Here is a 21,001-nt window from a genome sequence, read left to right as displayed (position 1 = left end):
CCAGCAATACCCGTGCACCGACGTCCTGCCCGTGCGGCGGCCACGAGAGGAACGCGGTCCGATCCGGGTGTAGGGCCCCGGCGTCGGCTCAGCCTTTGGTGCACACTTCGGCGTGGAGATCGTCACCGTGCCAGCCATTGGTGGTGAGCGCAGTCCCGGGGTTCGCGTCATAGCACACGAGGTCGACGCCCACCTGGGCGAGCAGGTAGGCCCAGTACCCCGTGCCCGCCATCGGATCGACCAGTCCACCCTCGGCGTAGCGCGCCACGAAGTCCACCATTTCGGAGGCGGGATGGTCCAGCAGTACGTCCTGACCACCTTTGGCCGGTTGGGCGAGCGGGCCAGGTTTTCCTCGACCGTCCGGTCGAGGCTGAATAGCCCACGACAGTGCTGCCGCTCAGGCCGTCGATCTCGACGAAGTGCTGGACCATCAAGGATTGTCGATGGTCACTCCGGGTCTCCCTGGCCCGAGCCGTTTCGTTTACTCGGTCGTCGTCTCACCTTCTCCGAGTACCGCCGGGTCCGCAGCCCCACGCCCTTGGCCGCTCTGGCCGGCGTGCGCTAGATCGGCGTCCCGATCCCGTTGTTCCACAATCCCCAGGCGCCTTGGGTAACGGCGCGTGCCCGGTGCTCGACTAACGACTCGAACAGGTGCACAACAATGGTGCTACAAATGTGCTACGATACTGCGCATGCAGACTGTCGGAATCCGTGAATTGCGCCAGAACGCTTCGCAAGTCATCGAGGCGGCCGAGAACGGAACGACCTACCGCGTTACCAACCATGGCAAGGACACAGGTGTGGTCATCACCAGGCAACCGCATGCCGCGCCCCCTGAACAACGACCCGGAGTCACGCTCGAACAAATCGCGAAGTCCGGCGTATACGACCAGCCAAAGCCGGCCGGGTACGAACAGGCACTCCTGGATATCGTCGAGCGCGGACGCGACCAGGCGGGCCGAATCGGCGATCGATGAACATCCACGTGGATACCAATCTGTTGATTCAGCGGCCCCGATGGGAGCTGCTGCCGCCTGGGGACCATCAACTCTTCGTTTCTGCGATCGCCTTCGCCGAGTTCAGCGAAGGCACAACGCATCCCGATCCCACAATCGCGGCTCGCGCCGCACTCGATCTGATCAAATTGCGCAACGCCTACGGCGAGGGCCTGCCCTTCGCCCAACGTGAGGCCGACGTCTACCGGGAACTGTGCGCCACAGTGGTGACGGCTGGACGAACGCCTGGCGGCCGACGGCGAGTAGACGTGATGATCGCGGCTGTGGCGGTCGCCAACAACGCAGCCCTGGCCACCCGAAACACCACCGACTTCGCCGGGCTCGAAAACGTGCTTGAGGTAATTGCGCTTTGAGGAACGGTTGTAGCTTCTCACCTTCAGCGACATACCAAGTGCGCGCTGAGTTGCTGTCTTGATGTGTTGTCACTCACCTCGGCGGAGAGTCGGTTCGTCTCACGAATCGCTGCATCAGCTAGAACTCCGGGCAGGCGATGACTTTCGGGGCCCGACGTGTCTACCTGGATATGAGGATGACGATAAGCGTTCAGAGTGTGTCCATTCCGGTCGCCGACCAAGATCGAGCACTTGCGTTCTATGTCGACGTGTTGGGCTGCGAGGTGCGCACCGACGTCGAAGTTTGGCCTGGCGCGAGGTTGGTCGAAGTGGTGCCGCCCGGATCTGGTGTCGGGCTCGTGCTGCTGCCACCCGACAGCGAGATCCCGATAGCGGTTCGGTTGGGCACCGACGACGCCGAGACGGCGCACACCCGACTCCGCCAGGCAGGCGCGACGCTGCACAATGCCGATGTTCTGCGGATGGACGGCATGCCGCCGATGTTCCACTTCGCTGACCCGGACGGCAACGGTCTGGTCTACCTTGAGGAACAGGGCGACGCGAAATCCCAAGGTGCAAAAGGTTCGACAGGCACATGAGCAGCAAGATTTCACCGCTGGACATCACTTTCACCGCGACTCTCGGGAAGGTGCGTGAAGGCGACACTGGACATGGATGCAGCTGCCCGGCGCGGCGGACATCCTCGGTACACGCGGCTTGGTCAAGGTCGCCGTCACCATCGACGGCCAACAGTTCCGCTTACTCGCTGCCCCAACAGTTCTCACGGAACCGCCGTGCGGCTACGTCGCGGCGTGACCGGCCCGCGCAGCAGCGCGTCGTGCAGCTTCGGTGTGCTCGGCAGCTGTGACGACCACCGCGTCAGACCCGGGGTAAACCGTCGCCTCGTGCCCGGTCACCAGCCAACGCACCACGTAGGGCGGAGAGCCGTCTTGAGAACGCACTTCAAGGATCTCGGCATGTTGATCACGTCGTTCCGTGGTGGTGCCCTTGACCACGAGGTAGTCGCCGACCTTCGCCTTCATCGCCCGCTCCCTTCGCTTCGCGGTGACCGCGGACTTCTCCATCGTGCGCGCGCTCATCGCCTAATGGAAGCGTGAGTAACTACTGCAGCTTGCCGGCGACGGAGCCAGCCGCCTGGTTGACCCCGTGTTCACCGCGGCACCCGAGTTCTGTCAGGCATGGTCGCAAGGGACTTGCTCAATCACATCGCAAAAACCCAGACAGCGTTAGTCGTCGTGGTGTGGGTGGTGTGGGTTTTCGTCCTCGTCGTCTTGTTGTTGCATCTTGAGGTTGTGCACCACGATCTGGGAGCGCCCGACAAGGTAGGTGGCCGTTTCGGCCACCCGCATGTTGAAAACCACCCGCTTTTCCGCGCGGTTCGACACCCGCCGAACTTCGAGCCGGCTTCCGTCGCCGGTCAGCAGACAATCGCCGCGGCTCAGTTCGCGAGCGGTTATCCAGCGATCGGTGTAAAAGCGATGCCGCGGAGTGCACGTGATGGTGTCTTCGCCCACTTCGATCGTTACGAGGTCGGCACTCTTGCCGGAAAATGTTTGCTCGACGACCGCAAGCACAGCCTGGCGAGTTGTCATGTCGCGCGAGTGCACCTTGGTGTCGGGCTGCACGAGCTCGATCGGGACGAAACCTTCGGTGGTCGAGACGAGGGTGCCGCGGACAAAGCACACACCGTGACGCTCTGCCTGCCATGCGCCGTAGGCGCCTCCGGCAATGGCACCGAAAATTGCTCCGCCGGCCGCACCGATCGCGGCGCCCCACAGTCCACCTCCCAGGGCGCCGATGACCAAGCCGCCGCCACCACCAACTTTTGCTCCCCAGTTCTTCCCTTCATCAATGTAATCCTGCTTGGTCGGTTTCATGTCGAGAATCTCCCACCGAAGAGTTTTGCGGACGTACTTGAGTATGCGTCCGATCGACGTCCGCAGAGAATATGCAATTGACGCCGATCCAATGCCAAAGGTTGCACTGCGGGTAGCGCTTTGGCGGCAATCGACTGCCGCGGACGCCGGATAGCAGAACCCAGGGGTGCCAGAGCAGCGCCGGGTTCGCCCGAGCGGCGGCCAGTTGTGGTCGTTGGCGTAGGTCCACACCTCCCACGGGTTGTCGTCGGTCGATGATTAAATCCTTCAATTGAATTCGTCGGCCAAGCGAAAGCTATTGAAAGACAATGGATTTAATACTCCAAGATTAATCTTCGAAATCCATTGCAGAGCAGCTAGTTTGGTCGAATCTTGCGACGTCGATCTTCGTGGCAGTTCGTGACCTTCCCGACTGGCAGCCAGTGGGGGCGGATGTACATGAAGCCCTACCAGCGCTGCTTGTCTGGGCGAGAAGTAGACGCGGGAGGCCACCGCCTGGTTCGCGCTCACCCGGTCGACCCGTTCGCGGCGCCCTGATGTGCAAACGCCGCCGTGCCGGTCAGGATGTAAGACCGTGCGCGGCGTTCGGCCAGGTGCGCCAACGGATCACCTGGCCGAACCCATACTTCCCCGTCGTGGTGACGCGGACCGTTTCGTTCGCGTGAGGTGAGCCCGCCGTAGTTGGTCCAGTTGACCACCAAACGGGTCCCCCTCACTACCAGTGGGACGCCTACGACCGCCTGCGCACCGTCACCACCCCCGACGGCCACACCTGGATCTACGGCTATGACCCCGCCAACCGGCGCACCCACAAAACCAACACCACCACCGGGCACACCATCACCTTCAGCTGGCTCGGCAATCAACTCCTGGAACAAACCACCACCACCGGCGACACCCTCACCTGGACCTACCCGCCCCACGCACACACCCCCCCAGCCCAAATCCACACCACACCGCACCCCCGCGACCAGGCCTCCGTGGACGTCCCCTTCCACCTCGGCGCCACCCCCACCCGCAACTCCACCCAACCCGAGATCGACCGCGCCTTCTACGCGATCATCACCGACCACCTCGGCACCCCCACCCACCTACTCGACCCCGACACCGCCACCCTCACCGCACACGCCACCACCACCCTGTGGGGACACACCACCTGGACCGGCAACACCTCCACCCCACTCCGCTTCCCCGGCCAATACCACGACCCCGAAACCGACCTGCACTACAACCACCACCGCTACTACCACCCCCACACCGGCCGCTACACCACCCCCGACCCCCTCGGACTCACCCCCGCACCCAACCCCCACACCTACCCACGAAACCCGACCATCACCATCGATCCCCTTGGCTAATTCCCTGCTCACAAGAGACCGCAGGCTCGATCCGCTCGGTGAACCCGGGTGGCGGCACGGCGAACTGCGCGAACTGCGTATAGCAACAGATCAGATGCTGGATGGGTTAAGAGTGTCTGCAGCACTTGGCAGTCCGAAGCCCATTACATTTCTTGAGAGTTATTTCGGCTCTCAATTCATACCGATCGGAGGCATGCTCGAAATTGAATCGGAAATGCTCGCCGCTGGTGACGGCGCACGCGGAGTTGTCTTCGGCGCTCGTCGACCGGGCCAAGTGGGGCATGTTTTTAACGTGGTGAACCAGCATGGCGCGATACGCTTTTTGGACGGCCAGACCGGCAAAACTGCCACATTTGCTGGCTACCAGCGCCTTTTCTTAATGAGGTACAGATGAACGCGATCACGTTCAGCCAGGCAAGATGCCAGGCTGAGAAATTGATTTACGAAATGGCGCGGCGAGAGCACCTCGGCGAAGTCATGATTGTTGACAGCGAGATTGTCGAAACCGACTCCGCTTGGTATTTTCCATACGATGCTGTTGCCTAAGTTCAACATGGCGACTTTAGGTCTGCCCTCACCGGAAATATACCGTTGAAAATATCTCGTGATGGTACACAGCACCGCTACGAGATTCCGCCTCAATGGCTCGGTACACCAGATGGCGGATCTACGGCCTCAGAGGGTAACTTGGGTTAGCAATCGCTGCCCATGGCGATAGCGCAACGCGCCAAGACGAATATGGAGTGTTTGCGGTTTTCCGGCTCTTCCGGAAATGGAGTGCGGGTGAGGGTGGGAATTCCCGGGTTGATGGGCTCGTGTCGGTGAGCTGAGACGGGCCCCGGTCGGCAGATGATGCAGGATCCTACACCATTGACCGTCCGCTTTCCGGGGAGCCTTGTTGTCTGACCCGAGTTGGCTCATCCTACAGCTCGCCCGCTACCGCTCGGTTAGTTTAGGCGCGCGTTTTGAAATTTGAAGTCCTTTTGAATTCGCCCGTGAGATCTAGCTAGAACCGCGCCGCGAGACCCTACACGTTGCTGCATCACCTCGCCATATTGGCAAAACGCGAAAGGTGCAGCTGATGTGCAACCGTCACTGTCTTCGTCGGCCCATTACGGTGTTTGGCCAGAATGAAATCCGCCTCTCCCCCGCGTGGGTCATCTCGCTCAAATGCATCCGGCCTATTCAAAAGAATGACCATATCAGCATCTTGTTCCAAAGAATTATGCACATTAATTCCATTTGCAACAAAATTATGCGTACCATTCACAGTGCCATCGTAAACGTCGTGTACGCCTATGCTGGAAATTTCTACAACTCGATCCCAATAGACGTCGCTAGTCGCGATCATGTGGATTTCGGGGTCCTCAAACGTGGCAGCTTTCTTATGCAACAACGGCCTGCCCGGCGCGTGACGCCACCTGGACTCGCAAACACTGGCCTTCGCAGCTGATCTAGGTTCAGCCATCGCAACAGGGTTGCGAGCCAACGCTTCTCGCACTCTGTGCCAAACTTCAGTCGGCACCGTATCAGCACCGGGGCGACGCCCGCGAGCTGCTAATCGTTCCAATACTGATTGTGCAGACTTCCCACCAACACCATGTACACCGATCTTGGTCAAGAAAGCGGTTTGGTTCTCCGCCCTGTTAACGTACAGATGCCAGCAGGCCCGGTAACCCGCCTTCTCCACCCTTGCGATCCGGCTCTGCACGCCAAGCCGTAACAGCAATTGCGCCACGCCGTCGATTAGCTGCTGACTGGTCGACGCACAATAGATCTTTCCCTGGTCGGCAACATCATCCCACCGCACCGACCCATCCGTCGCCCACAGATGCCGCAAGAACAACGCCACCTGGTCATTGGGGGCGCGAAATACCGCTTCCGGCACGAACTTTTCGTAGCTGCGCTTACCGAACAAACCAAGCCCGTCGAGCCACGCCGCTATCGGATTGCGTCGCCCGTGTGTCAAGCGCTCTGGGGGCGGCAACCGCAGTGTGGTCACCCGCGCGGCCGGGTAATCGTCACGCACGGCGGTCACACCGAAGTGAGCGGCCGCCAACGCCACCGCCGCGAGGTTCGCCTCGTCCATCGACGCATAGCGGATCGGCTGACGCTCCACACACGACCCGTCGCCGATCATGTGGGCGAGCAGCACCACTTCTGAATCGTCCATCCGCTGCGTATCGACGGGTTCCGGCACCCGCCGCGGCACCGCGATGCGGTCGCCAATCGTCAACTCTTCCAACGGGGTCCAGCCCTCGAGCTTCATAAAGGGATGGTTGCCGGTAGCCTCGACCTCCCGTCCGGAGGCCAGCCGCAGCCGGAACACTTCCTTCCGCCCGCTCGGGAACACATTCGTCATCGGCCGGGCAACCATCCGCAGGCGCTCGTCCAGTGACCACACCAGGGGACGCTCCCCGGTGCGCATCAGCTCACCGAATGTCACCTCGGCGCCGGTGTCGGCCCGCAGAATCCGGGTCGCGGAGGTCAGGCAACCCGACTCGCGAAGGTCGGACAGCAGCGGCTTCTTGTCGGTGCGCTGCTCGGGCCCGCGGTTCAGCTGACTGATCGCGACCACCGGTACCTCGAGCTCTTTGGCTAAGAGCTTGAGATGCCTTGAAAATTCCGATACTTCGATCTGTCGCGACTCAACCTTCTTACCGGACGTCATCAGCTGGAGATAGTCGACGACAACCAGCTTCAGATTGGCCTTCTGCCGCAGCCGGCGTGCCTTGGCGCGGATCTCCATCATGGTCAGGTTCGGTGAATCATCGATATACAGCGGCGCTTCACTGATTTCGCTCATCCGCCGCGCCAGGCGCGTCCAGTCGTCGTCGGTCATCCGGCCCGAACGCATATCGGCCAGTTTGATTTTCGCTTCTGCCGACAGCAGCCGCATCACGATCTCGGACTTGCTCATTTCCAGCGAGAAGATGACGCTGGCCATCCGGTGCTTGATCGAGCACGAGCGCATGAAGTCCAGCCCCAGGGTCGACTTCCCCACACCCGGCCTGGCCGCCACGATAATCATCTGCCCGGGGTGCAGCCCGTTGGTCACCTCGTCGAGTTCGGTGAACCCGGTCGGCACACCGCGCGAGATGCCGCCATTGGAGGCGATGGCGTCGATCTCGTCCATCGTCGGCTGCAGCAGATCCTCGAGCGGGACAAAGTCTTCCGAGGTCCGCCGGTCGGCGACTTCGTAGATCTCGGCCTGTGCCCGGTCGACGATCTCTGCCACGTCGGCGCCGTCTGCCCCGGCGTAGCCGTACTGAACCACCCGCGTGCCTGCCTCGACCAAACGGCGCAGCAGCGCCTTCTCGGCGACGATGCCCGCGTAGTAGCCGGCATTGGCGGCCGTCGGCACGGTCGAGATCAGGGTGTGCAGATACGGCGCCCCCCCGATGCGGCGCAACAGGCCGCGCCGATCCAGTTCCGCGGCAACGGTCACGGCGTCGGCCGGCTCGCCACGCCCGTAGAGGTCCAGGATGGCGTCGTAGACGTTCTGGTGTGCCGGACGGTAGAAGTCGCTGGGCCGCAACCGTTCCAGGACATCGGCGATGGCGTCCTTGCTCAGCAGCATCCCGCCCAGCACCGACTGTTCCGCGGCGAGGTCCTGCGGAGGTTGACGCCCGTAATCTTCACTGGGCGGCGGCGTATCCATCCCGGGGTGCGGCATGTCATCGACGACCGCCACGGACCACCTCCCTCCGACTCAACCACCGAACATACATTCGATCACTGATCTTCAGAGCGTAAGTCACAGCACCGACACCCGCCCCTGCCTTGATTGGGCGTCCACACCCAACGATCACTGCGCAGGGAGAAACGTAAACGTTGCTGGACAGGACTCCAACAGCGCCTGTTCATGAACCTGTGGAGCGAATGTGCATATCGTTGAACACCTGTGTTGAACGGGGTGTGGAGAACCTGTGGATCAAACCCGGGCTTTTCGGCATCACTGCTGCTGAACGCCATACAACGCCGCGAAAATCATGTGGACAGGAATCTCTACGGCGTGTCGGCGCAGGTTATCGCGTCGGGCGTGTTGGTTTTCGGCTGCGTTTTCGCCGAGTAAATGCAAAGTTACGCAGACCCGGTGAAAGCGCTTCCGGAATCGTTCGCCAGAATGCGACACCGCAGACGCGACAGCGGTGCTGAATGGGGCCATTCTGGGTAGCCGAATACCCGGTGCGGCCCGCGAGGGTGCACCGGGTGGGGCAAATCGCGTTAGCTAGCTCTCGCCAACGACTTCGAGCGCAATCTCGACATTGACCTCGGGGTGCAGATGCACCACCACGGGGTGGGTGCCGACTGACTTGATGTGCGCCTTGGGCATCCGCACGATGCGCTTGTCCAGGTTCGGCCCACCGGCCTTCTTGACAGCGGTCACCACGTCGCCGGCGGTCACCGAGCCGAACAGCTTGCCGCTGTCGGACGCAGTCTTCACCGGCAGCGAGACCGAGCCGAGCGCCTGGATGGCGGCCTTGATCTCGTTGGCATGCTCGCGGTCGCGGACGGTCTTGCTTTCGCGGGCGCGGCGGATGTCGTCGGCCTGCCGCTGCGCCCCGCGGGAGGCGACGATCCCCAGACCTCGGGGCAGCAGGAAGTTGCGGGCATACCCGTCCTTGACTTCGACCGTGTCGCCGCTGGAACCGAGGTGGTCGACGTCAGCCGTAAGAATCAGCTTCATCGTTTAGATACCTTCATTGGGCTTTGGTTGGGCGCTGGGGTGATCAGCGCGTCGAGGAGGTGAAGGGCAGCAACGCAACCTCGCGGGCGTTCTTTACCGCCACGGCGATGTCCCGCTGATGCTGCACGCAATTGCCGGTGACCCGGCGGGCCCGGATCTTGCCGCGCTCGCTGATGTAGGTCCGCAGCAGGTTGGTGTCCTTGTAGTTGATGCTCTGGTCCTTTTTGGCGCAGAAGACGCATTTGCGCGCCTTGATCGGCTTCTCCGGAGCCGGGCGCCGCTTGGTGGACTTGGCCATGTGTCAATCTTTCCGTTCGTGTGCTGTGCAGGGTTGGTGTAGGTCAGAAGGGCGGTTCGTCGTCGCCGCCGCCGAACGAACCCGAGGCCGGGGCGCTGCCCCACGGGTCCTCACCGGATCCACCGGACTGCGCCGGCGCTGGCTGTCGTGATCCACCGCCGCCGCCAGTGAAGCCGCCACCACCGCCGCTGCGGCTGGCCTTGTTGACTTTGGCGGTCGCATATCGCAGCGAAGGCCCGATCTCGTCGACCTCGACCTCGACCACGGTGCGCTTCTCGCCCTCGCGGGTTTCGAACGACCGCTGCTTGAGCCGACCGGTGACGATCACCCGCGCGCCCCGAGTGAGACTCTCGGCCACGTTCTCCGCCGCCTCACGCCAGATGTTGCAGCGCAGAAACAGCGCCTCGCCGTCCTTCCATTCCCCGCTCTGTCGGTCGTAGATCCGCGGTGTGGACGCCACGGTGAAGTTCGCCACGGCCGCCCCCGAGGGCGTGAACCGCAGTTCGGGGTCAGCGGTGAGGTTTCCCACGACCGTGATCGTCGTGTCACCAGCCATAATTGCCTCCTGGGTCCGCCTGGTGGGTTGTCATCAACGAGCGTAAGCAACCGCTCCGAGAGGGGTGGTCAGTGCTTGTCGGTGCGCATCACCTTGGTGCGCAACACCGACTCATTCAGGCTCAGCTGGCGGTCGAGCTCGGAAACCGTCGCGGGGGCGGCCTTCACATCGATGACAACATAGATGCCTTCGGAGTGCTTGGCGATTTCGTAGGCCAGCCGCCGCCGGCCCCAGATATCGACCTTGTCGACCGATCCACCGTCTTTGCGGACGACGTTCAGAAACGCCTCCAGGGACGGAGCAACGGTGCGTTCGTCGAGCGTGGGGTCGAGGATGACCATGATTTCGTATGGACGCATAGGGACCTCATCACCTCCTCTGGTCTGGGCGGCCACGGACTTTCCGTGGCAGGAGGGTCGCCTGCGTCGGCAACCGCCCCAGGCTACCGGACATCAGGCTGCCGGAGAAATCACTTGCGGGACCGCAAGAACTCCAGCGCCCTGGCCCGTGTCGCCTCGTCCGCCTTCGCCCACGCGCCGGAGTCGAAAGGCGGTTGCGGGTCGTACTCGACGAGGAGCTGCGTGGCCTGAGCGGCCACCCGGTCGAAGAGCAACTCCACCAAGCGCAGCGCCATGTCGATGCCGCTGGATACCCCGGCTGCGGTGATGATGCGCTGCGGCAGGTGCTCGACGACACGTTCGGGCACATACCGCGCGCCCAACCGGTTCAGCTCGTCGGCCGCCCTCCAGTGTGTCGTCGCAGTGAGCCCGTCGAGCAGCCCCGCGCCGGCCAGCAGCAGCGCTCCGGTGCACACCGAGGTGGTCAACGTCGTACGGGGGTGCACGGCCCGCAGCCAGTTGCCGATGGTTTCGTCATCCACCAGTACCCGGGTCCCGATGCCGCCGGGGAACACGACCACGTCAGGAGCGTCGACCTCGTCGAAGGTGGCGTCACAAGTGACGCCCAGCATGCCGTTCTCGGTGCGCACCTCCCCGCGCCGGTGACCGACGAATACCACCTCGATCGACGGGACGCGTTGCAGCACTTCATAAGGGCCGACGGCATCCAATGCCGTGAACCGCGGAAACACCGGAATCGCGATCTGCATCACACGGGCTCGAATTCGGGTTCCGAGCGCAGCTGCGGGCGCCGAGGCGGACGCAGCCACGCCGGCAACCAGCCGGGCGGATCATCCGGCGCCAGCTCATAGCAGCCACCCGCGGGGTCATCGACCCGGCCCTGCCAGCGCACCAGATCCTCGTGCGGTCGATAGATCTGCCGTACCACCAGAGCGCACAACGCCATCACCGCGATGTCGCGCAGCAATACCGTTGTCGTAAACCACTGCTCGGGCAGCGAACGGTTCGGATTGCCATACAGGTAGTACATCCGTGGGACCCACACGAGTGCGTCAATCGTCATCCACGCCAACAGAACCCGGCGATGCGGAACGGCCAGCACCGCCAGGGGAACCAACCACAACGAGAACTGGGGACTCCACACCTTATTCGTGAGCAGGAAGGCCGCCACCACCAGGAACGCCAGCTGCGCCAGCCGTGGCCGCTGCGGCGCGGTCAACGCGACGTAAGTGATTGCCGCGCAACTCAATACGAACAGCACCGTGACGACGATGTTCAGCACCGTGGGCGGCTCCCAGAAGCCCAGCACCGGGTCGAATCCGCGCCAGCCGGTGAACGATTTCACCACGTTGTAAAGCGAGTCCATGTCGTCGCCGCGACGGGTGTTGAGCCGGAAGAACTCCGACCAGCCGCGTGGATAGAGCACCATGATGGGCAGGTTTACCGCCAGCCAGGTCGCCCCGGTGATCAGGGAGGTGCGATAGGCATCGCGCAGACGTCCCGACCGGATCCCCAAGACCAGCAACGGCCCGAGAAACAGCAGTGGATAGAGCTTGGCTGCGACACCGAAGCCGATCAGCACCCCCGCCAGCACCGGTCTGCGCCGCGACCAGGCCAGCAGGCCGCCCATCGCGAAAGCCGTCGCCAGTGCATCGAAGTTGGTGAAAATCTGGAAGATCAGCAACGGAGACGCGGCCACCAGCGCGGCATCCCAGATGCGGCGGCCGGCGAGCCCGGCCGTGGCCCAGACGGTGCACAGCCAGGCCAGCGCCAGCCCCAAGGCCGCGACATTGAAGAACATCACGACTTCGGCGACGACCGGAACGGGCAGGACCTTGCTCACAGCGGTATAGGCCTTGGCAAGGCGCATCGAAACGTACTGGTAGACCCCGGTCAGAACCGGATATTCCATGTAGCGCACGGCAATCTGGCCGTCGTAGCGAACTTGCGGAGTGCCGCTACCGTCGGTCTCGATCCAGCTGGACTTGTACGGAAACTTGCCCTGGCTCAACAACTCCGCGCCGTACAGCGGCACGGTGTCGGAGTAGCAGAGTTCGTAGTAGGCGCGCTGGTTGTCCCAGTTGGCAACCCGTTGCTCACCCGATCCGGTGCCGGTGCTCTGCAGGCACGCCGCTTTCGTCGACCAGCCCAACGCCAGAAAGACCAGCGCGATCATGAACATCACCCGCACCGGTGTCATGAACCGGGTACGGCCGATCAGTGCATGCCGGCCCACGGGCCCGCCGACCAAATTGGCCAGCGCGGCACCGAGAACGTCGTTGCGGCTGGGGCAGTCGCGGCTGTTGGCGCTACGGCGGTCGGCGGCCAGGGGCCGTGGGGAGATGGTGACGCGCTCTGTCTGTACCTGCATACCGGGCCGGGTCACGGGGGCGGCTGGGGGACGTCAGACGGCGGCGGTACCGCAGACGGCGCGCCCGGCGGCGGCACTGTGATCGTGGTGGGCGGGCCCACCGGAACCGTGATGCCGGGCGCTATCTCGATCGTAGGCTGAATCACCGTCTCCGACGGCGGAGGCGGTGGCGGAGGCGCCACCGGTACGCCCGCGTAGCCACCGATTTCCGTGGGCTTGGGGAAGGTCTCGTTGGGGGTGCCCTTCAGGGCGCCGTCCATGGTTGCTTTCCAGATGTCCGACGGCAGGCCGGAACCGTAAACCGGCCCACCGGAAGCATTCACCAGCGGCTCATCACCTTTGACGGTGCCGACCCAGACGGCGGTGGACAGCTGCGGGGTATACCCGACCATCCAGGCGTCCTTGTTTGCCGTGGTGTCACCGAACTGCGTGGTGCCGGTCTTGGCAGCGGACTGCCGTCCCCCCGCCAGGTTGTGGCCCCGCGAATATCCCGCGATCGGCTGCATCGCCGCGGTGACGTTGTCGGCCACGGCTTTCGGGATGCGCTGATCACCACTGTTGTCAGCGGTGCCGGCGTCGAAGAGGACCTGTCCCTCGGCGTTGACCACTTTCTGCACGAAGTGCGGGCGATGGTAGATGCCGGATGCCGCCAGCGTCGCGTACGCGGTCGCCATGTCGATCACCCGGGTCTGGTACTGGCCCAGCACGACTCCGTTGTTGGGCGGGCCGCCCTTGCCGTCCTCGGACAGCGTGTGCGGCACCCCGGGGAAGCTTTCAGCGACACCGGCCTGGTGCGCGGCGTCGGCGACGGCCTGCGGTCCGCCCTTGAGCTTGAGCATGAGGCGGTAGTACGAGGTGTTCAGCGACATCTTCAACGCCTCGGCCAGGTTGCAGGTACCGCAACTTTCGCCCTCGACGTTGGTGATCTTGATGCCGTCGACGGTCAGCGGGGAACTGTCCACCTGGTAGCCCAGACCGATGCCCTGCTCGAGTGCCGCCACCAGCGCGAACACTTTGAACGACGAACCGGTCTGCAGACCGGCCTGCGCGAAGTCGAAGCCCTGGGCATTGGATCCGCCGTAGTAGGCCTTGACGGCGCCGGTCCGCGGATCGATGGACACCGCCGCAGTGCGCATGTCGGGATCCTGGCCGTCGAGGTACTTCGATACCGCCTTCTCGGCGGCCTGCTGCGCCTGCGGATCGATCGTGGTGGTGACCTGCAGACCCTGGGTGTTGAGCGTCTGCTCGTCGATGTTGAACAGTTCCAGCAGTTCCTTGGTGACCTGACGTTCGATCAGCCCGTTGGGGCCGGTGGTCTGGTTCTCGGCACGGGCCTGATCCGGCGACACGGTCTTGGGGAAGACCTGCGTGGCACGGTCACTGGCGGACAGCGCCTTGGTTTCCACCATGCCGTCGAGGACCCAGTTCCACCGGGCGAGCGCGCCCTCGGGGTCGACGGCGGGGTCCAGCGTCGAAGGCCGCCGAATCAGCGCCGCCAGCAACGCCCCCTCGGAGAGGGTGAGCTGTTCGACCGGTTTGTTGAAGTAGGCCTTGGATGCCGCCGAGATGCCGTAGGCACCCCGGCCGAAGTAGATGATGTTCAGATAAGCCTGCAGGACATCGTCTTTGGACCACTCCCCCGCCATCTTGGTCGCGATGACGAGTTCCTTGGCCTTGCGCATCACACCGCTCCACCCGTGCTGCGCGGAACCGACGAGAGCGTTCTTGACGTACTGCTGGGTGATCGTCGAACCGCCCTGCAGGTCACCACCGAACAGGTTGTTTCCCACTGCCCGGGCGAAACCGCTGAAGGAGAAACCCGGGTTGGAGTAGAAGCCGCGGTCCTCGGCGGCGATCACCGCCCGGCGCACGTGCACCGGCACCTGGCTGAGGTTCACATCGACGCGGTTACCCTCGGGCGGAACGATTTTGGCGATTTCGCTCCCGTCGCTGGCCAAGATCGTGGAGACCTGGTTGGTGCGGATGTCGCCGGGCCGCGGCACGTCGACGATGAAGTACGCCATCGTGAAGGTGACGATCGGCAGCAGGATCAGGACCGCCAGGCTCAGATACAGCGACCGGCGGACCCATCGCCAGTTGATCTGCTGGGCCCAGGTGGGCTTGGGCCGCGGCCCACGGGTCGCCCCGTCGGGACCCGATGGGGGCGGTCCACCGGGTGGACGGCGCTGACCGCTGAGTCGTTCGTGCCCCGGGCGCGGCGACGGGGAATCCAGCGCGGCCTTGACCTGGCCGAGCGGGTCGGGCGGCGGTGCCGGTGCTTCGAGGGCGGCCTTGACCTGGTCGATCGGATCCGCGTGCCGGCCGGGCCGTTCGTCGGGCACCGCCGGGATGATCGTCGTCAGCCGGTCATCGGGGGGTACCGGGCGGCGTGGCGGCGGTGGCGCCCCATGCTGATCGCCCCCGGCGTGTCTGCCGCCATCCACCCTCGCCGACTCATCCGGAGTCTCGCTGGACGACTGGTGGTGGCGCCGTCCGCTATTCACTGGCCGTACGGGCGCCATTGCGCGCCGTCCGCTTGCCGCCCGACCCCCGCGGGGGGTGGACCGGCACCGCCGCACCCAGGACGTAAGACTTCACCAGGTGGTTCCAGCTACAGGTCCGGCATACTTCCACCACGTGCACAGCAAACTCTGAAAAGCGGGTTGCCAGCAACACCAACTCCTCGGCGGTGCGTGCAGAGCCGGAAACTGCGCCGAGATGTTCGCCGAACACCCAGGAAACCAGAGTGAGTTGCTCTTTGCGGCAGATCGGACACATCACCTGGCTTTGTTTCCCGTGAAACTTTGCCGCGCGCAGCAAATAGGGATTCGCGTCACACACTTCGGATACGCCGGTGCGCCCCGAATACACCTCGGCCAGCAGCGAGCGGCGCCGAAGCGCGTAATCCACTACCTGTCGCTGCAGTCGCACGCTGACCAGAGTACGTCGCCCTCCCCGGGACCGGCGCGCAACTCAGCCTGTTGTCGCGGGTGCGGTCGGGTACCGGGAGGTCACAGGCTGTGCCGGGCCGAGGCCGAACTTCTACCATCATCCCGTGGCGAAATGGTTGAGTGCACCTGCCCGTGGCGGGTCCTTTACAACGCGGGCCAAGGACAGCGACCGACAAGATGCGTGCCGGATCCTCGACAACGCGCTGAACGACGGCGAGCTGTCGATGGAGGAACACCGCGACCGGATCCGGGCCGCCACCAATTCCGTCACCCTGGGTGACCTGCAACACCTGGTCGACGATCTGCAGTCCGCCGAGAGTGAGCGCCCGGCGCAGATGCCGAAGCTCAAGGTCCGGGCGAGGCGCAACGGTTTGGGCCTGGCCGCCGCCGCGTTCGGCGTCACGGTGCTGCTGGGCATCGGCATCGGGTGGGGGTTGTACGGCAACACCACCTCACCGCTGGACTTCACCTCCGACCCGGGAGCCAAATCGGACGGCATCGCTCCGGTGGTCCTGACTCCGCCCAAACAACTGCAGTCCCTCGGCGGTCTGACGGGGTTGCTGGAGCAGACCCGCAAGCGCTTCGGCGACACCATGGGGTACCGCCTGCTCGTCTACCCTGACTACACCTCGATCGACCGCAAGGATCCCACCGACGACCGCCGGGTGCTGGACTACAGCTACCGAGGCGGCTGGGGCGATCCGTCCAGCTCCGCGCGGAACAGCAGCACTGACGCCGCGCTCGTCGACCTGGGCAAATTCGACGTCAAGACCGTGGTGGGCATTCTGCGCGGTGCCCCGGAGACCGTCGGAATCAAGCAGCAGGACGTCAAGTCGATCTATCTGATCGTCGAGGCCGCCAAGGACCCGACCACGCCCGGGGCGCTGTCGCTGACCATCTATGTCTCGAGCGATTACGGCAGCGGCTATATCGAGTTGTCCGGCGACGGCACAGTCAAGCAGGTTCGCTACGTAAGCTGACCGGCCGGCACGGGGCGTGTTGCCCGGATATGTCTGTTAGAAGATCCCGTTCGCCCCGGCGATGCCGGTGCGTCCGTCGAATCCGCTTTGCCCGGCCGGAGTCGGCGGGACGGTATTCGGATCCGCAGGCCCACCGGCCCCGCCGGAGCCCGCCGAACCGCCACTGCCTCCGTTGCCGGCGAACTGGGCGGAGCCGCCTGCGCCGCCATCGCCACCGTTGCCGCCGACCGCGCCTGCCGCGTACGAACGGCCGCCTCCGCCGCCGCCACCGCCAGCACCTCCGTCGCCGTACCAATACCCGGCGAAACCACCAGCCCCGCCGGCGCCACCGGCCCCGCCATAGCCGCGGACACTGGAAACGGTCAGACCTTCTCCGCCGGCGCCGCCTGTGCCGCCCGACCCTCCGCTACCGATCAACCGGCCTCCGGCGCCACCTGCGCCGCCGGCTCCGCCGACGCCACCGCTGATAGTGCCGCTCGTTCCGCCAGCGCCACCGGCAGCGCCGGAACCGCCGCTACCGAATAGCCCTGCAGCGCCACCGCTGCCGCCGGAACCGCCGTCTCCGCCAGTGCGACCGAAGGCGCTTCCGGCGTTATTGGCGTAGTAGGCGGCACTCCCGGCTCCGCCGAGCCCGCCGGAACCGCCATTGCCACCAAGCCAGCCGCCGGCACCGCCGGCACCACCCACCCCTCCATTGCCTGCGTTGTACCCACCCACCCCGCCTGCTCCACCGGCCCCGCCAGTTCCGCCGGCACCAAACATCCCGGCGGAACCACCTGCGCCGCCTGCACCCCCGCCGCCGGCGGTGCCGATGGGAGTCGGCCCGGTGAAGGGTGTCTGAAACCAACCGTTGCCACCAGCCCCGCCGTACCCACCAGCGCCGCCGAAGCCGTAGAGCAGGCCACCGGATCCGCCGTGTCCACCTGCGCCACCGGGGCCCGCAGCATTGGAGGTGAAAGCGCTTCCGGTCAATCCACCGACCCCACCAGCGCCGCCGGCGCCACCCGCACCGAACAGGCCGGCGTCGCCGCCGGCCCCGCCGGCGCCGCCGAGTCCACCCTGGGTTCCCCGGTAGCCGATGTTGCTCGCACCGGTGTAGGTGCCGTCACCGCCCATACCGCCTTGCCCGCCGGCACCGGCATCGCCGAAGATCCACCCGCCGTGCCCGCCACCGCCGCCGGCGCCGCCGCCACCACCGGTACCGTCGTTACCGGTGAGACCACCGGCCCCGCCGGAACCACCGGCGCCACCGGTACCGAGCAATCCCGCCGTGCCCCCGGACCCGCCAGCCCCGCCGCCGCCACCACTGCCGCCCCGGTACGGGTTGCTGATGGTGCTGCCGTCGCCACCGGCACCACCTTCGCCACCGGCACCGCCGCTACCATTAAGCCAGCCGCCCGAACCACCGGCGCCACCAGCGCCGCCGCTACCGCCGCTGGCCCCGTTCGCGGCCACTCCGCCGCCGGCCCCGCCGATTCCGCCGTGCCCGCCGGCCCCGCCCGAACCCCACAACCCGGCGGCACCGCCGGCTCCACCTGCACCGCCGCTGGTGCCGTTGAAACCCCCAACCCCTATCGAACCCGCCCCGCCGGCTCCGCCGGCGCCACCGTTGCCATACAGGATTCCGCCGCGTCCGCCCGCACCGCCCGCGCCGCCCAGATAGCCGTTTCCGCCCGCACCGCCGTTGCCGATCAGTCCCGCCGCACCGCCGGTGCCGCCGCCTTCGCTACTACTGCCGGTGCTGAAGCTGTATCCCTTGCCGCCGTCCCCGAGCAAGATCCCGCCGGGCCCCCCGTCGGGGTGCGTGGCGGTTCCTTCGGCGCCATTGCCGATCAGCGGGCGCCCCAGCACTGTCTGGACGGGAGCATTGATCGCATCGAGTAGCTGCTGCTCGATGCCCTGTAATGACGCGGAGTTGGCCGCCTCAGCGGTCGTGTACGCCCGGGCTGCGCCCAACAATGTGTCCACGAACACGCTGTGGAAGTGGCTCACCTGAACGCTGATCGTCTGGAAGGCCTGCCCATATCCGGAGAACAACGATGCCAGCGCTGTCGAAACTTCGTCGGCGGCGGCAGCACCCACAGCGGTGGTCGGCACCGCGAACGTTTTGCTGGCAACACCTACCGCCGAGCCGATATTCGCCAGATCCGTTGCCGCCGTTGCAAGCATCTCGGGTACGGCCATGAAATGTGACATCGTGTCTCCACCGGCAAGAGCCCCGCTGTTGGCGCCGCCAACTTTAGCGAACTCGTCTCAGTCCCATGCCCGCTTGGGTGCCAAAGCCGGAAATCTTTGCGCCGGCGAGTGTGACTAACAGCGCATTAACGAGCGGTGGTGTTGTCGCTAATATATCGGAGCGATACTATTACGCGAGGGGTCATGTCGTCGTAACCAGATACACCAAAAGGAGGTGAATCGATGCTGGAACTTGCCATCTTGGGGCTCCTCATCGAATCACCCATGCATGGATACGAACTGCGCAAAAGGCTGACCGGCCTGCTCGGCGCCTTTCGGGCATTCTCCTACGGGTCGTTGTACCCGGCGTTGCGGCGGATGCAGGCCGACGGGCTGATCGCCGAGAACGCGGCGCCCGCGGGGACACCCGTGCGACGGGCCAGGCGGGTCTACCAGCTGACCGACGAGGGCCGCCGGCGCTTCACCGAACTTGTCGCCGACACCGGTCCGCACAACTACACCGATGACGGCTTCGGAGTGCACCTGGCATTTTTCAACCGCACTCCGGCGGAGGCGCGCATGCGCATCCTGGAAGGCCGGCGCCGTCAGGTCGAGGAGCGCCGGGAAGGCCTGCGTGAAGCGGTCGCGCGGGCCAGCAGCTCGTTTGATCGCTACACCCGTCAACTGCATCAACTCGGGCTGGAGTCCAGCGAGCGTGAGGTCAAGTGGCTCAACGAGCTCATCGCCGCGGAACGGGCAGCGCCCAACCCCGTCGAACAGATGTAACCCCCCGCACGACCGATCACAAGACAACCGAAGTTACGAAGGTTAGGAGAACGCCCAATGAGTGGGTTCCAGCCGCCCAAGGCGGAACAAGCGCAGTCCGAGGTACGCGTCGCCATCGTAGGCGTCGGCAACTGCGCCTCCTCGCTGGTTCAGGGCGTCGAGTACTACTACAACGCCGATGACACCTCGTCCGTCCCCGGTCTGATGCACGTCCGGTTCGGCCCATACCACGTCCGTGACGTGAAGTTCGTCGCCGCCTTCGATGTAGACGCCAAGAAGGTCGGCTTCGACCTGTCCGACGCGATCTACGCTTCGGAGAACAACACGATCAAGATCGCCGACGTGCCCCCGACCAACGTTGTCGTGCAGCGCGGACCCACGCTCGACGGCATCGGCAAGTACTACGCCGACACCATCGAGTTGTCCGACGACGAGCCGGTCGACGTGGTGAAGGTGCTCAAGGACAACAAGGTCGACGTACTGGTGTCCTACCTGCCGGTGGGCTCCGAGGAGGCCGACAAGTTCTACGCCCAGTGCGCCATCGACGCCGGGGTGGCGTTCGTGAACGCGCTGCCGGTGTTCATCGCCTCAGACCCGGTGTGGGCCAAGAAGTTCAAGGATGCCGGCGTGCCGATCATCGGCGACGACATCAAGAGCCAGGTGGGCGCGACCATCACCCACCGTGTGATGGCCAAGCTGTTCGAGGACCGCGGCGTGTCCCTGGACCGCACCTACCAGCTGAACGTCGGCGGCAATATGGACTTCAAGAACATGCTCGAGCGCGAGCGCCTCGAGTCCAAGAAGGTCTCCAAGACCCAGGCCGTGACGTCCAACCTAACCGGCTCGCTGGCCGGCAAGATCGAGGACAAGAACGTCCACATCGGACCATCCGACCACGTCGCCTGGCTCGACGACCGCAAGTGGGCCTACGTGCGCCTGGAAGGCCGCGCTTTCGGTGACGTGCCGCTGAACCTCGAGTACAAGCTCGAGGTGTGGGACTCGCCGAACTCCGCCGGCATCATCATCGACGCCGTTCGCGCCGCCAAAATCGCCAAGGACCGCGGTATCGGCGGACCGGTGATTCCGGCGTCGGCTTACCTGATGAAGAGCCCGCCAGAGCAGCTGCCCGACGACATCGCGCGCACGCAGCTCGAAGAGTTCATCTCCGAGGGCTGAACCGCCGCCGAATTTGAAGATCTCGAAGCGCGTAATCTCTTCGCAGTCTTCGGGT

At 64.7% G+C, this 21,001-nt stretch carries 23 protein-coding genes; 9 read left to right on the top strand and 14 right to left on the bottom strand.

Annotated features, from left to right (window positions below):
• Window positions 1-88 precede the first annotated feature (88 nt).
• Window positions 89-268: a hypothetical protein gene (locus ACX9NE_RS00985; protein ID WP_459360169.1), complete on the bottom strand. Its 180-nt coding sequence runs from the start codon at window positions 266-268 to the stop codon at window positions 89-91.
• Window positions 269-692: 424 nt separating this feature from the next.
• On the opposite strand from ACX9NE_RS00985, the gene ACX9NE_RS00980 reads away from it, so the two are divergent.
• From ACX9NE_RS00980 to ACX9NE_RS00970, 3 genes are all read left to right on the top strand, one after another.
• A complete protein-coding gene (locus ACX9NE_RS00980; RefSeq protein WP_459360170.1) occupies window positions 693-977 on the top strand; it encodes a type II toxin-antitoxin system Phd/YefM family antitoxin in 285 nt (94 codons plus the stop codon).
• Between the two features lie 8 nt (window positions 978-985).
• Window positions 986-1,369, top strand: coding sequence for a PIN domain-containing protein (locus tag ACX9NE_RS00975; RefSeq protein WP_459360171.1), 384 nt, complete (start codon window positions 986-988; stop codon window positions 1,367-1,369).
• Between the two features lie 176 nt (window positions 1,370-1,545).
• Window positions 1,546-1,947 carry a VOC family protein gene (locus ACX9NE_RS00970; protein ID WP_459370674.1) on the top strand — a complete coding sequence of 134 codons (402 nt, stop codon included), beginning with the start codon at window positions 1,546-1,548 and terminating at the stop codon, window positions 1,945-1,947.
• Window positions 1,948-2,148: 201 nt separating this feature from the next.
• On the opposite strand, the gene ACX9NE_RS00965 is transcribed toward ACX9NE_RS00970, so the two are convergent.
• From ACX9NE_RS00965 to ACX9NE_RS00955, 3 genes are all read right to left on the bottom strand, one after another.
• Window positions 2,149-2,391 carry a DUF1918 domain-containing protein gene (locus tag ACX9NE_RS00965; protein WP_459360357.1) on the bottom strand — a complete coding sequence of 81 codons (243 nt, stop codon included), beginning with the start codon at window positions 2,389-2,391 and terminating at the stop codon, window positions 2,149-2,151.
• Between the two features lie 204 nt (window positions 2,392-2,595).
• Window positions 2,596-3,246, bottom strand: a complete 651-nt coding sequence (locus tag ACX9NE_RS00960; protein ID WP_459360173.1) for a polymorphic toxin-type HINT domain-containing protein — start codon at window positions 3,244-3,246, stop codon at window positions 2,596-2,598.
• Window positions 3,247-3,752: 506 nt separating this feature from the next.
• The gene (locus ACX9NE_RS00955) at window positions 3,753-4,196 is read right to left on the bottom strand and encodes a hypothetical protein (protein ID WP_459360174.1); all 444 of its coding nucleotides are present in this window, start codon (window positions 4,194-4,196) and stop codon (window positions 3,753-3,755) included.
• 30 nt (window positions 4,197-4,226) lie between these two features.
• Here ACX9NE_RS00955 and ACX9NE_RS00950 point away from each other — a divergent pair, with 30 nt between their 5' ends.
• From ACX9NE_RS00950 to ACX9NE_RS00940, 3 genes are read left to right on the top strand one after another with little or no spacing between them, the layout of a single operon-like run.
• Window positions 4,227-4,604: an RHS repeat-associated core domain-containing protein gene (locus ACX9NE_RS00950; RefSeq protein ID WP_459360175.1), complete on the top strand. Its 378-nt coding sequence runs from the start codon at window positions 4,227-4,229 to the stop codon at window positions 4,602-4,604.
• Window positions 4,597-4,998: a toxin glutamine deamidase domain-containing protein gene (locus ACX9NE_RS00945; RefSeq protein WP_459360176.1), complete on the top strand. Its 402-nt coding sequence runs from the start codon at window positions 4,597-4,599 to the stop codon at window positions 4,996-4,998. Before ACX9NE_RS00950 ends, ACX9NE_RS00945 begins: the two co-directional genes overlap by 8 nt.
• The gene (locus tag ACX9NE_RS00940) at window positions 4,995-5,150 is read left to right on the top strand and encodes a hypothetical protein (RefSeq protein ID WP_459360177.1); all 156 of its coding nucleotides are present in this window, start codon (window positions 4,995-4,997) and stop codon (window positions 5,148-5,150) included. Before ACX9NE_RS00945 ends, ACX9NE_RS00940 begins: the two co-directional genes overlap by 4 nt.
• 496 nt (window positions 5,151-5,646) lie before the next feature.
• Here the strand turns inward: ACX9NE_RS00940 and ACX9NE_RS00935 are convergent, their stop codons facing one another.
• The 9 genes from ACX9NE_RS00935 to ACX9NE_RS00895 all read right to left on the bottom strand — a co-directional run bounded on the left by ACX9NE_RS00935 (window position 5,647) and on the right by ACX9NE_RS00895 (window position 15,809).
• Window positions 5,647-8,298, bottom strand: a complete 2,652-nt coding sequence (locus ACX9NE_RS00935) for a replicative DNA helicase (protein ID WP_459360178.1) — start codon at window positions 8,296-8,298, stop codon at window positions 5,647-5,649.
• Between the two features lie 537 nt (window positions 8,299-8,835).
• Window positions 8,836-9,294, bottom strand: a complete 459-nt coding sequence (gene rplI, locus ACX9NE_RS00930; protein WP_459360179.1) for a 50S ribosomal protein L9 — start codon at window positions 9,292-9,294, stop codon at window positions 8,836-8,838.
• A gap of 43 nt (window positions 9,295-9,337) precedes the next feature.
• On the bottom strand, window positions 9,338-9,592 hold the full coding sequence (gene rpsR, locus ACX9NE_RS00925) for a 30S ribosomal protein S18 (protein WP_459360180.1): 255 nt from the start codon (window positions 9,590-9,592) through the stop codon (window positions 9,338-9,340).
• Window positions 9,593-9,635: 43 nt separating this feature from the next.
• Window positions 9,636-10,148 carry a single-stranded DNA-binding protein gene (locus tag ACX9NE_RS00920; protein ID WP_459360181.1) on the bottom strand — a complete coding sequence of 171 codons (513 nt, stop codon included), beginning with the start codon at window positions 10,146-10,148 and terminating at the stop codon, window positions 9,636-9,638.
• Window positions 10,149-10,216: 68 nt separating this feature from the next.
• Window positions 10,217-10,507 carry a 30S ribosomal protein S6 gene (gene rpsF / locus ACX9NE_RS00915; RefSeq protein WP_459360358.1) on the bottom strand — a complete coding sequence of 97 codons (291 nt, stop codon included), beginning with the start codon at window positions 10,505-10,507 and terminating at the stop codon, window positions 10,217-10,219.
• A gap of 110 nt (window positions 10,508-10,617) precedes the next feature.
• On the bottom strand, window positions 10,618-11,256 hold the full coding sequence (locus ACX9NE_RS00910; RefSeq protein ID WP_459360182.1) for a DJ-1/PfpI family protein: 639 nt from the start codon (window positions 11,254-11,256) through the stop codon (window positions 10,618-10,620).
• Complete coding sequence (locus ACX9NE_RS00905; protein ID WP_459360183.1) at window positions 11,256-12,878, bottom strand: glycosyltransferase family 87 protein; 1,623 nt, start codon at window positions 12,876-12,878, stop codon at window positions 11,256-11,258. The genes ACX9NE_RS00910 and ACX9NE_RS00905 overlap by 1 nt, the downstream gene beginning before the upstream one ends.
• An 11-nt stretch (window positions 12,879-12,889) precedes the next feature.
• Window positions 12,890-15,400, bottom strand: coding sequence for a transglycosylase domain-containing protein (locus ACX9NE_RS00900; protein WP_459360184.1), 2,511 nt, complete (start codon window positions 15,398-15,400; stop codon window positions 12,890-12,892).
• Window positions 15,375-15,809, bottom strand: coding sequence for a DUF5318 family protein (locus tag ACX9NE_RS00895; RefSeq protein WP_459360185.1), 435 nt, complete (start codon window positions 15,807-15,809; stop codon window positions 15,375-15,377). The genes ACX9NE_RS00900 and ACX9NE_RS00895 overlap by 26 nt, the downstream gene beginning before the upstream one ends.
• A gap of 124 nt (window positions 15,810-15,933) precedes the next feature.
• Between ACX9NE_RS00895 and ACX9NE_RS00890 the strand changes: the two genes are divergently transcribed.
• The gene (locus ACX9NE_RS00890) at window positions 15,934-16,809 is read left to right on the top strand and encodes a DUF1707 SHOCT-like domain-containing protein (RefSeq protein WP_459360186.1); all 876 of its coding nucleotides are present in this window, start codon (window positions 15,934-15,936) and stop codon (window positions 16,807-16,809) included.
• 36 nt (window positions 16,810-16,845) lie between these two features.
• Here ACX9NE_RS00890 and ACX9NE_RS00885 read toward each other — a convergent pair whose 3' ends face one another.
• Window positions 16,846-19,005 carry a PE family protein gene (locus tag ACX9NE_RS00885; RefSeq protein WP_459360187.1) on the bottom strand — a complete coding sequence of 720 codons (2,160 nt, stop codon included), beginning with the start codon at window positions 19,003-19,005 and terminating at the stop codon, window positions 16,846-16,848.
• A 222-nt stretch (window positions 19,006-19,227) separates the two neighbouring features.
• On the opposite strand from ACX9NE_RS00885, the gene ACX9NE_RS00880 reads away from it, so the two are divergent.
• Together ACX9NE_RS00880 and ACX9NE_RS00875 are read left to right on the top strand one after the other, a co-directional pair.
• On the top strand, window positions 19,228-19,770 hold the full coding sequence (locus tag ACX9NE_RS00880) for a PadR family transcriptional regulator (RefSeq protein WP_459360188.1): 543 nt from the start codon (window positions 19,228-19,230) through the stop codon (window positions 19,768-19,770).
• Window positions 19,771-19,827: 57 nt separating this feature from the next.
• Complete coding sequence (locus ACX9NE_RS00875) at window positions 19,828-20,946, top strand: inositol-3-phosphate synthase (RefSeq protein WP_459360189.1); 1,119 nt, start codon at window positions 19,828-19,830, stop codon at window positions 20,944-20,946.
• Window positions 20,947-21,001: the final 55 nt, after the last annotated feature.

The sequence above is a fragment of the Mycobacterium sp. ML4 genome, assembly GCF_054515735.1.
The sequence above is the reverse complement of the archived record's forward strand: the minus strand, read 5'-3'. Positions and strand labels throughout refer to the sequence as shown.

What these genes read in the sequence shown, in the direction of transcription:
- ACX9NE_RS00980 (WP_459360170.1), top strand. Translation starts at nt 693, where the DNA reads ATGCAGACTGTCGGAATCCGTGAATTGCGCCAGAACGCTTCGCAAGTC.
- ACX9NE_RS00970 (WP_459370674.1), top strand. Translation starts at nt 1,546, where the DNA reads ATGACGATAAGCGTTCAGAGTGTGTCCATTCCGGTCGCCGACCAAGAT.
- ACX9NE_RS00965 (WP_459360357.1), bottom strand. Translation starts at nt 2,391, where the DNA reads ATGAAGGCGAAGGTCGGCGACTACCTCGTGGTCAAGGGCACCACCACG.
- ACX9NE_RS00960 (WP_459360173.1), bottom strand. Translation starts at nt 3,246, where the DNA reads ATGAAACCGACCAAGCAGGATTACATTGATGAAGGGAAGAACTGGGGA.
- ACX9NE_RS00940 (WP_459360177.1), top strand. Translation starts at nt 4,995, where the DNA reads ATGAACGCGATCACGTTCAGCCAGGCAAGATGCCAGGCTGAGAAATTG.
- rplI (WP_459360179.1), bottom strand. Translation starts at nt 9,294, where the DNA reads ATGAAGCTGATTCTTACGGCTGACGTCGACCACCTCGGTTCCAGCGGC.
- rpsR (WP_459360180.1), bottom strand. Translation starts at nt 9,592, where the DNA reads ATGGCCAAGTCCACCAAGCGGCGCCCGGCTCCGGAGAAGCCGATCAAG.
- ACX9NE_RS00920 (WP_459360181.1), bottom strand. Translation starts at nt 10,148, where the DNA reads ATGGCTGGTGACACGACGATCACGGTCGTGGGAAACCTCACCGCTGAC.
- rpsF (WP_459360358.1), bottom strand. Translation starts at nt 10,507, where the DNA reads ATGCGTCCATACGAAATCATGGTCATCCTCGACCCCACGCTCGACGAA.
- ACX9NE_RS00910 (WP_459360182.1), bottom strand. Translation starts at nt 11,256, where the DNA reads ATGCAGATCGCGATTCCGGTGTTTCCGCGGTTCACGGCATTGGATGCC.
- ACX9NE_RS00905 (WP_459360183.1), bottom strand. Translation starts at nt 12,878, where the DNA reads ATGCAGGTACAGACAGAGCGCGTCACCATCTCCCCACGGCCCCTGGCC.
- ACX9NE_RS00900 (WP_459360184.1), bottom strand. Translation starts at nt 15,400, where the DNA reads ATGGCGCCCGTACGGCCAGTGAATAGCGGACGGCGCCACCACCAGTCG.
- ACX9NE_RS00885 (WP_459360187.1), bottom strand. Translation starts at nt 19,005, where the DNA reads ATGTCACATTTCATGGCCGTACCCGAGATGCTTGCAACGGCGGCAACG.
- ACX9NE_RS00880 (WP_459360188.1), top strand. Translation starts at nt 19,228, where the DNA reads ATGCTGGAACTTGCCATCTTGGGGCTCCTCATCGAATCACCCATGCAT.
- ACX9NE_RS00875 (WP_459360189.1), top strand. Translation starts at nt 19,828, where the DNA reads ATGAGTGGGTTCCAGCCGCCCAAGGCGGAACAAGCGCAGTCCGAGGTA.